Below are 14801 nucleotides of genomic sequence, written 5' to 3' on the forward strand. Positions count from 1 at the left end.
AGTTCAGCGCCGGCTGATCCTGAGCGCCAGCGCCGACAACGTCGGCTGCATCGTGGCCGATTCCATCAGGCCGGCCAGCAGGCCGAGCAGCACGCCGGTCGCCATCTTCTGCGCCGGGCAGGCGTGCAAGGGCTCGCCAGCACAGGCCGGCACCGCGCTGCGCTTGCCGCCGAAGACGAAGCTGAGGTCGCCGGCCTGGGCCTTGTCGTCGAGCAGGGCCTCCTGGCCGGCAGAGACCTGGCTCACGACGACGATGTCGCCGGGCCGAACAGCCACGCCACCGAGCGCGTGCGACTTCAGCGCCGTGCGCCAGATCAGCTCGGGCACAGGGCGAAGCCGCAGGGTGCGCACCAGCGGCTCCAGCAAGGCGCTGCGCGCCGCGTCGTGCGCGGCCGCCTTTGCTTGCCGTGCCCCCAGGTAGGCGAGCTGCTGATCCCACAGCGAGGCATCCGCCACCCACTCGTACAGCACGCTGCGCAGGTTGCCGTCGACGGTGGGCAGCATGCCCATCATCACGCCGATGAGGTTGCGCATGAACAGGGCGTTGTCTGCGCCCACGGCCTGCCCGATCGGCTTGCCGAGCCGGCTGGCCATGACTCGCCCGGTGCCTGCAGGCGTGGCGAGCAGGCCCAGCACCTGAGTCTTGAGCGCCTGGCCGTGCGCCTGCCCGAGGCGTGTGGACTCGGGGCCGGGGTGGGGCTGGAAGGTGTAGCGCGACGGTGCGCTGAAGAAGCCGGGGCAGTTCGCATCCGTCACGCCATAACGCCAGCCACCGCCTTGCACGAAGCGGCCGTCGGGCAGGCCGAACCACACCACGCACAGGCGTTCCAGCGCGTCGTCGACCAGGTCCTTTACCTCTGCCTTCACCTCCGCCTTGGCGCTGGCGCCGGCCGTGGCGGCCGCGATCGTCTGGCGCATGGCGCGGCGGGCGCTGGTGAAGCCCTGGGCCTCGGTGACGGCATAGAGCGCGCGGTTCACGTCGGAGGCAAGCGTGTCGTACAGGCTGCCTGCGCCGCCACCGATGCCGTCGTCATCGTCGAGCCCCAGGTAGATCTCGCCGAAGCATTGGCGCAAGCGCGCGTTGTAGCCGCTCACGCTGTAGACGCGCTCGGTATTCGCCAGCACCTGGTCGACCCAGGTGCGCTTGCACACCAGCACGCCATAGGGCGTGCGCAGCACCCCACCATGCACCTCGCGCACCGCCGCCCAGATCGCCTGGCTGGTGCCCGACTGGCGCGCGCTCAGGTCTTCGAGGGCCAGCTTCCACTGCGTCTTGGCGGCGTCGACGCCGTCGCGTTGCTCGCCGAGCTGCAGGCCGCGGATGACGACCGCACCGCGTTGCACGAGGGCCGATTTCTGGCGCGCCAGTTCGTCGCTGTTCTGTTGTCGGCGGAAGGGGCAGCCGCCCCGTCCCTTGTCCGTGTCCCCCTTGCTCGTGTCCCTGGCCGCACTCTCGCGCTGGGCCGCCTCGTCGGCCAGGCCCTGGAGCTCGTGCAGCGCCGAGATCGACGGCACGAAGCCATACAGCCCCCACTTCAGCGTGACCGGCGGCTGCGCGCCGAGCGCGAGCGTGCGCGGGGCGCCGGTGGCTGCGTCCAAGTAGGCGAAGCAGTTCGGCTCGGTGTCCGGCCCCGGCACGCCGACGAATGGATCGCGCAGCCCCGAGTAGCTGTTCGGGCTGCTGCTGTTGCCGCCGCTCAGCCAGCTCTGGATGAGCTCGAACTGCTCGGCGATCGAGGCGTTGTAGGCACTGAAAAGGAGGCCGCGCTCGGCCTGCGCCGCAAGGTCGTCGCGATGCGGGCCGTACGACATGCCGCGCCGGATGATGCGTGGCGAATCGACCTGATCGGGCCGCGTTCCCTCGCGCGTGCGCGGGTTGGCGCGCCGCACATGCGACTGGAACGGGCACTTCTTTCCGTCGGCGTCCCCGTCGTAGTTGAAGTCGTTGCCATCGGTGCCGTCGATCGGGTTGATGCCCTTCGGCGATCGCCCCATCAGCAGCGCCTTGGTGGCATCGCGCTGCGGCTGCGCGGGCGGCAACAGCTTCTCGAACGCGCCCAGGTCTTGCGCCAGCTTGCGCAGGACGACGAAGGTGCTGTCTCTCCACAATCGGCGCGTGCAGGGCTCGTCGTTGCGCGAGTTGCGGTAGCCCAGCAACACGTCGCCGAGCGGCACGTGGTTGGCATACGACGTTGCGGCCGGCTTCGGCCCGCCCACGAGCGGCTGGCTCAGCCCATCGACGAAGCCGAAGTGGCCGACCGGCGTGTCGCTCGCATCCTTCAGATACCGCTGCGTGAGCTGCACCGACAGGATGGCGACGCCCTTTTCGGCCAGGACATTGTCGAAGCCCATCACATGCCTGTGCAGCGGGTGCGCCGGGTCGTGGATGCTCCCGACCCAGGTGGTGGACGGAAAGCTGCGCGTCTGGAACTGCACCAGCACATGCACGGACGAGAGCGCGATGCGCCCCTTCGCGCCCGCGGGCCAGTTGCGCTCGGGTGGCTCCCAGCGCGTGGGGTGGTTGATGTCGCGGTCGCCCAGAATGCTCGCGCGCGCCGCCATGCCTTCGCGGAACTCGAACGGCAGCGTGTCCAGCTCGGCAGCGGGCACGCCCGCGACGCCCAGGCCCTGCACGGTGAAGGCGATGTTCACGCAGGGCAACGAGGGCACCGCGCCGGTCGCCACGGCCGCGCCGGTGGTGATGTCGTCATGCAAGTGGCGCAGCAGCTCGCGCGCCGCCGCCGCATCGCGCAGGCCCACGAGCAGCAGGCAGCCGTGCGTCATGGTCGGGTAGGGCGCGAGGATGCCGCCCTGCACCTGGGACAGATCGGCCACCGGGTCGGAGGGTGAGCGGGCCACGGGCTCCGTGCGCGGTGAATCGAGAAACCACGCGAGAGCCGCTCGCGTCGCAGGGGTCGTGGGCGGCCTCGGCAGGGGCCGGTCGTTGCGCAACCGCCGGCCTTGATCGCCCAGCAGGTGGTCGGTGGCACGCAGCAGCACGTCGGCATCGTCGCCCAAGCCGGCGCGCGTCGGGTCGGGCAGGTACATGTCGACCAGGCGGTGCAGCGCGTTCAACGCAGGGAGCACTTGCGCGATCACCTCGGGTACAGGCCCCGGCCCGGAGGGCACCGGCAGCGGCGGGTTCAGGCGCTCACGTTCGCGGCTTCGCACGTAACTGAGGTCGTTCACCGTGAGTTCGGTGGCACTGTAGAAAAACTCGGTGCCGACCTGCGCCGAGCGCACCCAGCCGATGTACTCGTCGTAGCTGTGCGTGCTGGACAGCAGGTAGCCCTCGCAGTTGCAGAAGATCACGTCGAGCAGCGGCCCGAGGTCGCGCCAGATGCGCCGCAGGTAGGTCTCCCAGCCGCCATCGAAGCTGACCGCCAGCAGCAACTGCCGCGGCGCTCGCTCGCCGACGATGGCGAGCCGGAACGAATGCAGCCCGCGGATGCGGTGCACCGCGTCGTCGATGAGGTCGGTGTACTCCACCTCGCGCGAGGACACGCGCACGCCGCTCAGCGTGAGCAGCAGCAGGCGCAGCCGGCTTTCGTAGCTGCGCGCATCGAGCGCGAGGCACAGGCCCGACTTGATCGGCGCGGCCACGGTGAGGTCGGTCGTGCCCAGCAGGCTCTTGGTCTTGGTGCTGACGGTGTAGGCCATGGCGGAGCCCTTTCACAAGGGGGGGCGGGCGCGCAGCAGCGGGCGCGGCGAGGGGCGGTAGGGCTGCGGCGTGGCATCGGCGGTGCGCAGTGCGCGTTCGGTGTCTTCGAGGGCATCGAGCACGCCCAGCAAGGCCGCCACTTGCGCGGGCAACAAGGGCTCGGCCTCGGCCTGCGCGGCGGTGTCGTGCAGCGGCTTCGCCGGCCCCTTCAACGGCGGGCGCGTGCCGGCCTCGTCGATCTGCGAGCGCAGCGGCGGTGTGTAGAGGCCGCCCGCCGCCGAAGCCCCGAGCCCGCTCAGCGCTTCGGTCAGGCACTCGCGCAGCACGTTGAAGCGCACCCAGCGGTGCTCGGCCCAACCCTGGGACACACCCTGCGGAGGGTCGGGCAGGGCGAAGCGCTCGAGCAGGCGCTTCGCGGCCTCGCCCCCGACAGCGGCGAGGGTGCGAATCTGCTCGGCGCTCATGCGGATGTTCAGGCCACCGATGCCTGGCGAGAGGCCGAGCCGCACGATGCGGTCGCGCACCCCCGGCAGGTCGGACTGCAGCGTGTCGTTCCAGTCCTTGATGGTGGACAGCATGGCGCCGAGCAGGTCACCGAACCGCTCCAGTCCGTTGCGCTTCTCGTCGAACCCATGCCAGACGTCGCGGATCGGGTCGTCTGGCGACTCGGGCAGGTGGATCGACTGTTTCATGTCCTCAAGTTGCTGGCACAGCGACTCATCCCTCTTCTTCGGGATCAGGTCGCGCAGCGCAATCGCGAAGGTGGGCCAGTCGGGCACCGCGCTGTCGAACAGATGGATCGGAAAGCCGGAGCAGAAGCCGCCGTCGGAGAAGATGCAGCGGCGCATGCGCGGCGTGCCGGCCTCCGACGCATCGACCATCCACAGAGGCACCGCCTCGAAGAGCACCGGGAAGCTCAGGCTCATGCGCGCGGCCACCAGCACGGGCAGGCGCTTTCCGGGCAGGCGCTTGAACGTCTGCCCGGCCAGGCGCGGTGCCACGTAGCGGCGGGCGGGGTCTTCGATGCGGGCCGGGCCGTCGTAGTCGGCCGAGATCTTCATGAGGTAGTCGACCACCGCCTTCGGGAACAGCCGCCGCATGTCGCTCTCGAGGAAGTAGAGAACGGCATCGTCGGCATCGGGTGGCGGGTCGTGGGCCGGGAAATCCTTCGGATCGTTGGTCAGCGGAAAGATCCGCGGCCGGCCGAGCGTGAGGTTGGCGGTGAACATCTGCAGGCGGATCGAGACCTCGTCGCCCGCGGCGCCCGTGCCCAGCGTGGCGCGCGGCGAGCCGGGCGCCGATTCGAGGTCGGCGAAGGTGAGCGGCGGGCCGCCCTCGGGCAGGCCGGCGATCTCTTGCAGCAGATCGTGCAGCCACACGGTCAAGGGCGAGCGCGGCGCACCGGGCAGCTTGCTCATGCCGCTGCACAGGCCGTAGCCGTCGTCGAGCACCTGGCGCACGTCGATCCAGAGCCACCACAGGCCGGCCACGAGTGCGCCAAGCAAGCAGAGGATGCCTGCGACGACACCCCAGGCGAAGGCATGCTGAGAAGAGCGGTCAGGCGCGATCCACCACCAGCCACTCGCGGCGAGCGCGCCGGCGATCAGCAGCGGCCACACCCAGTAGGCCAGGCCGAGCGAGACAAGAAGCTTGCGCAGCTTGCCTTCTGGCGCGGCGATCGCCGGCACCAGCCGATCGAAGAGCCACCACTTGCGCAGGCTGGGCTGGAACAACCATTCGAGCCCGGTGCGGCCCTGGTCGAGCTCGGCCACCTCGGCCGTGCGCTCCAGCAGCACCCGAAACCCGTCGCCCGAGCCGTGGCGCCGCCGGTATTCGGCCGCCGCGGCCAGCGCCGCGGAGCCGGCACCCGACGAGGCGCCGCCCACGCTGCGCAGCCGGTACACGCTCGCCAGCGCAAACGTGGCCGGCGAATAGGCGATGGCGCTGGTGATGCCCCCGGAGAGGATCAGGTCGCAATAGCGGTCGGGGCGTGAGCGGTCGTCAAAGGCCGGCAAGGGCCGCGGCTGCGTCTCGGCGCATGCGTTCTCGGACCGGTCCATGGCGCTCCCAACGTGAGGGCTCCCGTCGCGACACGGGGCCATGCAGTGTGAGCGCGCAACGTGGGGCTTGCATCCCCCTACTTGTGGAAGCTGAGTCTCAGCTCTTGGCCGGTGGCTCGAAGCGCTGCGTCGGCTTGGCTGCGCGCTGGTACAGGCCCATCACCTTGGGCAGGTTGGCCTGGATGTCCTGGATGCGCGTCGGGCCCGCGGGGTGGGTGGACAGGAACTGCGGCGGTGCGCCCTTGCTGGCCTCGGCCATCTTGTTCCACAGCGACACGCCGGCACGCGGGTCGTAGCCGGCGCGCGCGGCGAGCTCCATGCCGACCAGGTCGGCTTCGGATTCGTCGTCGCGGCTGAACTTGAGCGTCAGCAGCTGGCCACCCATGTCGGCCGCCATGCGGCTCAGGTTGCCCAGGCCGAAGATGGCCGCGGCGATCTCGATGCCGCCGCGCGTGGCCATGGTCTTGCCCATGCGCTCGCGCGCGTGCTCGCGCAGCGCGTGGGCGATCTCGTGGCCCATCACCATGGCGACTTCGTCGTCGCTGAGTTGAAGCTGCTGCAGGATGCCGTAGAAGAACGCGATCTTGCCGCCGGGCATGCAGAAGGCATTGATGGACTTGTCGCCCAGCAGGTTGATCTCCCACTTCCAGTTGCGGGCACGGGGGTTCCAGTCGTAGCTGTACGGGATCAGCCGCGCGGCGATCGCACGCAGGCGCACCACCTGCGGGTGCGTGGCGGGGGCCAAGGCCTTCTTCTGTGCCGCCTGCTGCTTGAGTTCGTTGTATTGCTGCGAGGCGGCGTCTTCGATCTGCTCGGCCGAGACCAGCTTGGAGAACTGCGAATCCTTGCCGACCTCGACGCCTTCGCGCGCCAGCGCCGGCACCGCCGCGAGTGCGCCCACGCCGATCACCGCGCGGCCGAACAGGCGGCGGCCGTGGCGATGGCAGGTGCAGCCCCAGGCGTGGGAGGCCAGTTCAGCGTCGGTGTTGAAGTCTCGGTTCATGGTGTTCTGATTTACGTGACGTCGGGGTCCATCGTCCAGGGTCAATCGTCGAGGATCTGCGCGTCCGGGTCCACCTCGAGGGCACGGATCGGCTGTCGCAGCCACCACAGCATGAGCAAGGCGGGTGCCGCAAGTACGGTCGAGGCGATGAAAAAGCTGGGCCAACCGATGGTTTCGGCCATCACGCCGGCCAGTGGCCCGACCCACACCCGCCCGACCGAGGCAAAGGCCGACAGCAAAGCGTACTGCGTGGCCGTGAAACGCTGGTTGCACAGGCTCATCAGGAAAGCCACGAACGCGGCCGTGCCCATGCCGCCCGAGAGGTTCTCGAAGGCGATCACCATCAAGAGGCCGCCGTCGACCGGCGTGGCCTGCGCGAGCTTCACGAAACCCCAGTCGAAGGCCGGGATCACCAGGCCCGGCATCAGGCCCTTGCCTGACACGGCCAGCCACCAGAAGCCGAGATTGCTCAGCAACTGCAGCAGGCCAAAGACCATCAGCGCGCGCCACAGGCCCAGGCGCAGCATCACCGCCCCGCCAATCAGCGCGCCGGCGATGGTGAGCCACAGGCCCATCACCTTGTTGACCACGCCCACCTCGGCCGGGCTGAACATCATCGACTTGAGCAGGAAGGGCGTCATCAGCGAGCCCGCGAACGCATCGCCCAGCTTGTAGAGCACGATGAAGGCAAGGAAGGCGCCCGCGCCGTTCTGGCTGAAGTAGCTGCGCAGGCCGCCGAGCAGCGTCTCGAAGCGCGCCACCTTGGCGACCCAAGCTGCGAGCGGCAGCGTGAAGGCGACGCCGAGCAGCAGCGCGAACAGCGAAGTCCACTTGCCCTGAAGATCGGCCGACAGCGTGCTGCCCGACCACAGCGGCGCGAGCAGGGCTTGCGCGATCGGCGGGCCCAGGCGCTCGCTCGCCACCACGCCCACCGCCACCGCGGCCACCACCGCAAGGAAGCCCATCACGTCGTTGCGCGCCACGCTCGATGGCCGCGCCGCCAGCGCGAGGCGTGGCAAGGCCAGCGCCGAGAACACGGCAGCCGCCACCATCAGGCCGGCCATGAAGCGGTACACCTCGGGCCAGGTCCAACCGCCGCCTTGCGACGGGTCGACCCAGATCAGCGCCACGCCGCCCGACAGGATCATCGCCAGCCGGTAGCCCAGCACGTAGATCGATGAGCCCAGCCCGCGTTCGTGGGCGTGCAACAGGTCGGTGCGGTAGGCGTCGATCACCACGTCCTGCGAGGCCGACACGAACGCCACCAGCACCGCCAGCAGCGCAAAGCTGCGCGTGGCCGCTGTGGGCGAGGTGGCCGCCATCAGCAGCAGGGCCCCGGCAAGCGCGAGCTGCGTGAGCACCAGCCAGCCGCGCCGCCGGCCGAGCCAGGGCAGCTCGAAGCGGTCCATCAGCGGCGCCCACAGGAACTTGAAGGTGTACGGCAGGCCGACCAGGCTCAGGAAGCCGATGGTGGTGATGTCGACCCCTTCGACGCTCAACCAGGCCTGCATGGCCTGCCCGGTGAGCGCCAGCGGCAGCCCCGAGGCGAAGCCGAGCAGCGTGACCACCAGCATGCGATGCCAGGCCGCGAGTCGTGAGGGCAGGGAGCGGCGAAGCGGCGCGGGGGCAGACATGCGGGCCATTCTAGGGAGGGGCCCCTCGCGGACCGGCAAATGCCTGGCTGGCGGCAATAAGTCTCAACGGGGCTGAATTTGTCGACCGCACCCGACCGCAGGGCTGGAGGGGCCTCCGCCAGCGCCTTGGCCCGACTTTCCGGGACGCGACACAATCCGGCCATGACTGCCCTGCTGCGCCCCGACGACCCCGAGTTCTCCCTCCAGGAGTTCCGCGCGGCGCTGGGCGCGTTCGCCACCGGCGTGACCATCGTGACCTCGCTCGACGCCGACGGCCGGCCCATCGGACTCACCGCCAATTCGTTCAACTCGGTCTCGCTCTCGCCGCCGCTGGTGCTGTGGAGCCTGTCGCAGCGGTCGGGCTCGATGCCGCACTTCAGCGCTGGCTCTCACTACGCCATCAACATCCTCGCGGCCGAACAGCGCCAACTGGCCGAACGCTTTGCCTCGAAGGAGACCGACCGCTTCGCCGGTGTGGACTTCCGCTGCGGCGCAGGCGGCGTGCCGGTGCTCAACGGCAGCGCCGCGGTGTTCGAGTGCTTCAACCGCAGCCGCTACGAAGAGGGCGACCACATCATCTTCGTCGGTGAGGTCGAGCGCTGCGAGCGCCGCGACGGCGCGCTGCCGCTGCTCTTTCACGGCGGGCGGTACTTCACCGAGTTGCCGCTGTAGGCTCGGGCGCTCACGGGGGGTGTTCGGCACCCGGTGGCGGCGGCTCGCAGCCGTGCTTGCGCGCCTCGTAGGCCGAGGCGCCCGATGACGAAGCCGCGAAGTAGTTCGCGTGACAGGGGGCATCGGCCCCTTCAGAAAGAAGGCCTTGCTCTGCTCAAGTCGCTGACACCGAAGTTGACGTGGTCGAACATGGCGTCCCTCACGTCTCGACGAGCGTGATGAAGCTCAGTCGGTTCTTGTCCGGGTCGATCACCAGCATCGTGCGAATGTCCGGTCCAAGGCCATGGTTTGGCGGCTCGGCAATCTCGACGCCCGCGCCGATGAAGGCCGCATGGCATTGGTCGACATCATTCACGTAAAAGTGGACGAGGCCGCCAAAGGCGCAGTCGCCGGTGTGTTCGGTCAGGAAGATGCGCATGCCTTCGCGTGCGATCGACGCGAAGACCGGGAAACCCGGTCCGAACTGGTGCGTCCACTCCTCGGCAAAGCCGAGCTTCGCGTAAAACACCTTGCTCGTGGCGTAGGAGCTAACGCGAAGGGCGGGGACGACGGATTGCATGGGGATGGATGGGGCGGCAGGCGTGCGCGCCAGGTCGGCAATCTAGCGGCCACTACGCCAGGAGCGGCCTGAAGAACGTGCGCTCGTAGCTCAGGAAACACTTCGTCTCCCTGGCGAACTTGAATGCCACCTGACACTCCGGGTCCTGCAGCGACTTGGTCCCGTACTGCTCGTAGGCCGCGAGCGACTCGAACGAGAACGAACCGAGAGCGATGTCGCTGGCCCCTTCGGAGGGAAGCAGGTATCCGTGGTGCACGCCGCCGAACTTCGGGATCAGCTTGAGCCACATGCGGCAGTACGCCTCGAACTCGCTCGTCTTGCTGGCATCGATGACATAGCGCAGGTGACAGGTGATCATGGGGCATGGGCCTCGTGAGCGCGCCTGAGGCGCGAAGGGGTTGTCAGCTCTCGGCGCCTGCTGTCGAGCATTCGCGCAGGTGCGGCCAGCGCGCACGATAACTCGCCACCTTGTCGGCAAACAGCTCGCGGTACGGCGTCAGCGGGTTCGGCGTGAGCGTCCCCGCATAGGCCCCAGCGAGACCGAACGGTGCGCAATGCGCATTCGGTCGAACGCCAATGCAGGTTTCAAGCACCAGAAACCGCCTGATGCCATCTTCAACCGAAGTGAGCTCGGGGCAGGGCCGGCCAAAGTACTGCGGGTACCAGAGGTGAACGCGCGCCTGATTGGCCACTTCGACCGTGATCCCGAGATCGGCGAGCGTGGCGCTGGCCTTCGCCTGTGCGCGCTGCTCGCCCGTCTCGCTGAGGTCATCGGCATCGAAATAGAAGATGTCGTAGTCCTTGATCCCGAAGGCGGGTGCGCGACCGGCGTGTAGGTTCCATAGCGTCTGGAACAGGCATCCCGCAACCAACCACGCATTCGGAAGGTCGAGCGCATCCCAGCGCTCCAGGATCGCGGCGTTCGCAGGGTTGCGCGAAATGTCGCGCATAAAGGCTTGCGACGTGAGCGTCATGGCACGCTGCGCCCGAAGCGTCTGTAGACAAGCCAAAGGGCCGCGTTGCAGACCACAAGGCCCGCGACGGCCGGGAGCAAATGTGCGACGAAGCCGGTCTCTTCAAAAACGCCCGCCGTCCAGGCGACCTTGGACAACGCGATTGCGTTCAAGACCAGGGCGCCCCAGAGCCAGGAGCGGCGCCAGAAGGCGCAGGCCAGGGCCGTGAGCAGACACGGAACCAGCAGGCTGACGGTCACCTTCCACAGTGGCCATGGCCCGAGAAGGTACTGGCGCTCTGCGTCGAGGGCCGACGCGACGACGGGCGAAACCACGCTCGGCTCCGGGAACCAGAACATGCTGCTCAGCAGGGCCAGGAGGGTGAGCACCACGCCGGCCGCACTTCGCTTGTAGGCGAAGTAGCAGAAGGGCAGAAGAAAGAGCGGGCGGATGTACCAGCTGAGCACGTTGTGGTGGCGTGCCCAGGCCCATGAGGCGAATGCTTCTAGAAACTCCATTGGAAAAGCTGTGACGCTGGGGTCGTTAACCCGCGCGCTGAACTTTCTGATTCAGTGCCCGCTTGGCGACGATACTCGATCGCATGGACGATCGAGTTCGGATGCGCCCCGACGTCCTCACAGTGACCATGGGTCGCATCGCCGCAGATTCATCTGGGAAGCTTTTCCACTTCCATCAATCCGCCGATCGGATCGAAGTGAAAGTAGTCTGACTTCTGGCCCTTCAAAGCACCGATCTGGCCGCGAGCTTTCGGTGGCACATAGCAAATGGTTTCATCGGCATTTCCGACGCAGCTTGCCAAAGCGCTGCTCTCTTCTGGCCACCACAGGGCTTTCCAGAACTTGCGGCGCTCTGACTCCGAGAGCTCGTGATATTCCTGAGTGTCCTGAGGAGAATTCAGAGTGACAAGCTTGTAGTTGTCGCCACCCTTTTTAACCTCCCAGACAGGTGTTCCCTTTGACTTGGTGAACTGGTGGCCGAACTTTCCGACAAGGGAATCCACCTGCGCAAAGCAAGTGAACGCCGCCAGCACTAATGTGGATGCAAAGGCGATGCGCTTCATATGACCTCTAACGTTTGACAGAAGAGATGCCCCCGTCTGCCGGGTGACATCCACGCAAAGATAGGGTTCGCATCTGTTGTCCAACCCACGATCGCGAAGCCGCTACCCCGACCCAGAATTGTCGTTCGTTTACAGACTGCATCGCCCACCCTACCTCGTCAGATGGAGGGACGGCGCCGATCGCCTCGACCCCAAGTGCGTTCATCCGTCTGGCTTTTTGCAGGCGTCAATGCCCGCACGACAGCGCAATGCCATACCTCTTGTATGGGGAACTAGGTCCACTGCGCCTACAAGCAGCCGGCACCTGCACCGACAGCCTTCGGCCCCGCGCCGACGTACGCTGAACCCAGGTCGCCGCTGCACGCCATGTGCACGCCGATTGGATGTTTCTATCTCTCTCACTGTCGACATCGGAGGTCACACATGACGATGCAACGCAACCCGCAAACCGAATCCTTCTCCACCGCCCGCACCACGGGCGAAGCGCTCAGCAACGAAGACGTTGTCGACGTGCTCAACGACCTGCTGGAGAACTGCCGCGACGGCGAATACGGGTTTCGCACCTGCGCCGAAGAACTCGACGGCAGCTCGCACCTGAAGCAGGTGTTCCTGGATCGCGCGCAAGGCTGCCAGCGCTCCGCTGCCGAGTTGCAGCAGTTGATCACCGCCTATGGCGGCAAGCCGGCCGAGGGCGGCACAGCCAGCGGTGCGATGCACCGTGGCTGGGTGCATGTGAAGGGCGCCGTGGGCGCGGACGGCGAAGTCTCCATGCTCGATGAATGCGAGCGTGGCGAAGACGCCGCCGTGGCCCGCTACCGCAAGGCGCTCAAGCAGCCGCTGCCGGGCGATGTGATCCGCGTGGTTCAAACGCAAGCCGAAGGGGCGCAGCGCAACCACGATCAGATCCGCTCGCTGCGCGACGCCGCGAAGGCGCGTCACTGACGCGTGTGCGGATGACAGGGCAGGCGCTCATTCGTGAGCGCCTGCCTTTTTTCATGGGCCCCGACGGCGCTCTGCAAACGCCACGAACCACGGCACGCAATCGGCGTTGGCCATGGCATCTAGCTTGAACACCTGCTCGGGCGGCGTGCCCAGCAGCAGCTTCTTCACCGGCAGCTCCATCTTCTTGCCGGAGAGCGTGCGCGGGATCGCGCTGACCTGGAAGATCTCGTTGGGCACGTGGCGCGCCGAGAGCGCGGCCTTGATGGACTCGCGCATGCGCTTGTCGAGCGCAGCGTCAAGCACCAGGCCATCTCGCAGCACCACGAAGAGCGGCATGTAGCTCTCGCGGCCCAGGTACTCGAGATCGACCACCAGGCTGTCGAGCACCTCGGGCAGAGCCTCGACGGCACGGTACAGCTCGGCAGTGCCCATGCGGATGCCGTGGCGGTTGATGGTGGCATCGCTGCGGCCGTAGATGATCGCGCCGCCGCGCGGGGTGATGCGAATCCAGTCGCCGTGGCGCCAAACCGCAGGCTTTTCATTGCCGCCGGGGTACATATCGAAGTAGCTGTCGTGGTACCTCGTGTTGCCTTCGTCGTTCCAGAAACGAAGCGGCATCGACGGCATGGGCTTGACGCACACCAGCTCGCCCACCTCGTCGATGAGTGGCTGGCCCTGCTCATTCCACGCCTCCACCGCCGCGCCGAGGCAGCGGCACTGCATCTCGCCCTCGATCACCGGCAGCGTGGGCAGGCCGGCGATGAAGGCGCCGGCGAAGTCGGTGCCACCCGAGATGACCGAGAGCCAGATGTCGTGGCCCTCGACCTGCGGCAGGTTGTCGTAGGCCCAGCGGTAGCAGTCGCTGGCGAGCGGTGAACCGGTGGCGCCCAGTGCGCGCAGGTGCGCGAGCTTGACGATCTCTTTCGGCCGCACCTCGGCCTTGAGGCAGCTGGCGAAGAAGGCGCTGCCGGCGCCGAAGAAGGTGGCCTTCGTGTCGTCGACGAAGCGCCACAACGTGGACCAGTCGGGCGCACCGCTTTTGCCGGACGGACTGCCGTCGTAGATGCAGATGGTGGTGCCCAGCAGCAGTCCGCCGATCTGCGAGTTCCACATGATCCAGCCGGTGGCGCTGTACCAGTGGAAGCGGTCGCCGGTGTCGATGCTCGCCCCAAGATTGGCGTGCAGGCCGAGCATCTTGAGCGCCTCGAGCACCACGCCGCCGTGGCCGTGGACGATGGGCTTGGGCAGGCCGGTGGTGCCGCTCGAATAGACGACCCACAGCGGGTGATCGAAGGCCACCCACTTCGGCGCGAAGGCGGCGGCGTCGGCCGTGAGCGTGTCGAAGTCATGCGCCTGCCGGGTGGGCGAGGCCAGCCGAGACGGCGCAGCGGCTGCATCGAGATTGCGCCACAGCACCACATGGCGCACGCTGGGCAGGTCACCGACCAGGCCTTCGAGCACCGGCAGGCGGTCGTGGGCGGTACCGCCGTGCACGTAGCCATCGCAGGCGATCAGCACCTTGGGTTCGATCTGCTTGAAGCGGTCGAGCACGGCCACCGGCCCCATGTCGGGCGAGCACACCGACCAGATCGCGCCCAGGCTGGCCACCGCGAGAAAAGCCACCGCCGTCTGAGGCGTGTTGGGCAGGAAGGCGACCACGCGGTCGCCGGGCTCGACACCCAGCCGCTGCAGATGCGCGGCCAGCGAGGCCACCTGCCGGCGCAGCTCGGGCCAGCTCAGCTCGCTGACCTCGCCGCGCTCGCGCATGCGCTCGTTCTGGAACACGATGGCCGGGTGGCCCGCGGCATGTGCCGCGTCGGCGTGGCGAAACACCTGCTGCGCGTAGTTGACCTGCGCCCCGGTGAACCACTGCGTGCCCGGCATCGCCTCGTCAGTCAGCACCGCGCTGTACGGCGTGGGCGATTGCAGATCGAAGTAGCGCCAGATCGATGACCAGAACGCGGGCAGGTCGCTCACCGACCAGCGCCACATGGTGTCGTAGCCAGCAGGGGTGTTCACGTCGAAGACCAGGCCGCGCTCTTGCGCGAGCCACTGGGTGTAGCGGGTGATCTGGTGAGGTGCAGGGCTCATGCGAACCACTCTACTGCCGCGCTTCGGCCTTCACGCGCATCCAAGGCCGGGGGCTATCCCTAGTCAGCAATCGCACTAGGGCCTGCTCACTCTAAATGAGCGCCCGCTTGACTCACCAAAAACCCGCCCACAGCGTTGCAAATGC

At 67.7% G+C, this 14801-nt stretch carries 12 protein-coding genes; 2 read left to right on the forward strand and 10 right to left on the reverse strand.

Going from position 1 to position 14801, the window contains the following annotated elements; genetic code table 11:
- Positions 1-3 precede the first annotated feature (3 nt).
- The 4 genes from AC1KAR_RS09770 to AC1KAR_RS09785 all read right to left on the reverse strand — a co-directional run bounded on the left by AC1KAR_RS09770 (position 4) and on the right by AC1KAR_RS09785 (position 8358).
- Positions 4-3660 carry a Dyp-type peroxidase gene (locus tag AC1KAR_RS09770; RefSeq protein ID WP_480316925.1) on the reverse strand — a complete coding sequence of 1219 codons (3657 nt, stop codon included), beginning with the start codon at positions 3658-3660 and terminating at the stop codon, positions 4-6.
- Positions 3661-3672: 12 nt separating this feature from the next.
- Complete coding sequence (locus AC1KAR_RS09775) at positions 3673-5721, reverse strand: hypothetical protein (RefSeq protein ID WP_480316927.1); 2049 nt, start codon at positions 5719-5721, stop codon at positions 3673-3675.
- A 97-nt stretch (positions 5722-5818) separates the two neighbouring features.
- Positions 5819-6724 carry a M48 family metallopeptidase gene (locus AC1KAR_RS09780; protein WP_480316929.1) on the reverse strand — a complete coding sequence of 302 codons (906 nt, stop codon included), beginning with the start codon at positions 6722-6724 and terminating at the stop codon, positions 5819-5821.
- A gap of 41 nt (positions 6725-6765) precedes the next feature.
- Positions 6766-8358 carry an AmpG family muropeptide MFS transporter gene (locus AC1KAR_RS09785; protein ID WP_480316931.1) on the reverse strand — a complete coding sequence of 531 codons (1593 nt, stop codon included), beginning with the start codon at positions 8356-8358 and terminating at the stop codon, positions 6766-6768.
- Between the two features lie 162 nt (positions 8359-8520).
- Between AC1KAR_RS09785 and AC1KAR_RS09790 the strand changes: the two genes are divergently transcribed.
- The gene (locus AC1KAR_RS09790; protein WP_480316933.1) at positions 8521-9030 is read left to right on the forward strand and encodes a flavin reductase family protein; all 510 of its coding nucleotides are present in this window, start codon (positions 8521-8523) and stop codon (positions 9028-9030) included.
- Positions 9031-9229: 199 nt separating this feature from the next.
- On the opposite strand, the gene AC1KAR_RS09795 is transcribed toward AC1KAR_RS09790, so the two are convergent.
- From AC1KAR_RS09795 to AC1KAR_RS09815, 5 genes are all read right to left on the reverse strand, one after another.
- The gene (locus AC1KAR_RS09795) at positions 9230-9631 is read right to left on the reverse strand and encodes a glyoxalase superfamily protein (protein ID WP_480317825.1); all 402 of its coding nucleotides are present in this window, start codon (positions 9629-9631) and stop codon (positions 9230-9232) included.
- Positions 9632-9641: 10 nt separating this feature from the next.
- Positions 9642-9947 (reverse strand): NIPSNAP family protein, encoded by a 306-nt coding sequence (locus AC1KAR_RS09800; protein WP_480316935.1) that lies wholly within the window; start codon positions 9945-9947, stop codon positions 9642-9644.
- Positions 9948-9990: 43 nt separating this feature from the next.
- Complete coding sequence (locus AC1KAR_RS09805) at positions 9991-10563, reverse strand: nucleotidyltransferase family protein (RefSeq protein WP_480316937.1); 573 nt, start codon at positions 10561-10563, stop codon at positions 9991-9993.
- The gene (locus AC1KAR_RS09810) at positions 10560-11060 is read right to left on the reverse strand and encodes a hypothetical protein (protein WP_480316939.1); all 501 of its coding nucleotides are present in this window, start codon (positions 11058-11060) and stop codon (positions 10560-10562) included. The genes AC1KAR_RS09805 and AC1KAR_RS09810 overlap by 4 nt, the downstream gene beginning before the upstream one ends.
- A 149-nt stretch (positions 11061-11209) precedes the next feature.
- A complete protein-coding gene (locus AC1KAR_RS09815) occupies positions 11210-11623 on the reverse strand; it encodes a hypothetical protein (protein WP_480316941.1) in 414 nt (137 codons plus the stop codon).
- 423 nt (positions 11624-12046) lie between these two features.
- On the opposite strand from AC1KAR_RS09815, the gene AC1KAR_RS09820 reads away from it, so the two are divergent.
- Positions 12047-12565, forward strand: a complete 519-nt coding sequence (locus AC1KAR_RS09820) for a ferritin-like domain-containing protein (RefSeq protein WP_480316943.1) — start codon at positions 12047-12049, stop codon at positions 12563-12565.
- A gap of 51 nt (positions 12566-12616) precedes the next feature.
- Here the strand turns inward: AC1KAR_RS09820 and AC1KAR_RS09825 are convergent, their stop codons facing one another.
- A complete protein-coding gene (locus AC1KAR_RS09825; protein WP_480316945.1) occupies positions 12617-14656 on the reverse strand; it encodes an acetoacetate--CoA ligase in 2040 nt (679 codons plus the stop codon).
- Positions 14657-14801: the final 145 nt, after the last annotated feature.

This window comes from Piscinibacter sp. PDB1-1 (assembly GCF_056675995.1).

Excerpts from the sequence above, each read along its gene's own strand:
- AC1KAR_RS09805 (WP_480316937.1), bottom strand. The coding sequence starts at position 10,563 with ATGACGCTCACGTCGCAAGCCTTTATGCGCGACATTTCGCGCAACCCT.
- AC1KAR_RS09785 (WP_480316931.1), bottom strand. The coding sequence starts at position 8,358 with ATGTCTGCCCCCGCGCCGCTTCGCCGCTCCCTGCCCTCACGACTCGCG.
- AC1KAR_RS09810 (WP_480316939.1), bottom strand. The coding sequence starts at position 11,060 with ATGGAGTTTCTAGAAGCATTCGCCTCATGGGCCTGGGCACGCCACCAC.
- AC1KAR_RS09815 (WP_480316941.1), bottom strand. The coding sequence starts at position 11,623 with ATGAAGCGCATCGCCTTTGCATCCACATTAGTGCTGGCGGCGTTCACT.
- AC1KAR_RS09775 (WP_480316927.1), bottom strand. The coding sequence starts at position 5,721 with ATGGACCGGTCCGAGAACGCATGCGCCGAGACGCAGCCGCGGCCCTTG.
- AC1KAR_RS09820 (WP_480316943.1), top strand. The coding sequence starts at position 12,047 with ATGACGATGCAACGCAACCCGCAAACCGAATCCTTCTCCACCGCCCGC.
- AC1KAR_RS09780 (WP_480316929.1), bottom strand. The coding sequence starts at position 6,724 with ATGAACCGAGACTTCAACACCGACGCTGAACTGGCCTCCCACGCCTGG.
- AC1KAR_RS09790 (WP_480316933.1), top strand. The coding sequence starts at position 8,521 with ATGACTGCCCTGCTGCGCCCCGACGACCCCGAGTTCTCCCTCCAGGAG.
- AC1KAR_RS09800 (WP_480316935.1), bottom strand. The coding sequence starts at position 9,947 with ATGATCACCTGTCACCTGCGCTATGTCATCGATGCCAGCAAGACGAGC.
- AC1KAR_RS09825 (WP_480316945.1), bottom strand. The coding sequence starts at position 14,656 with ATGAGCCCTGCACCTCACCAGATCACCCGCTACACCCAGTGGCTCGCG.
- AC1KAR_RS09770 (WP_480316925.1), bottom strand. The coding sequence starts at position 3,660 with ATGGCCTACACCGTCAGCACCAAGACCAAGAGCCTGCTGGGCACGACC.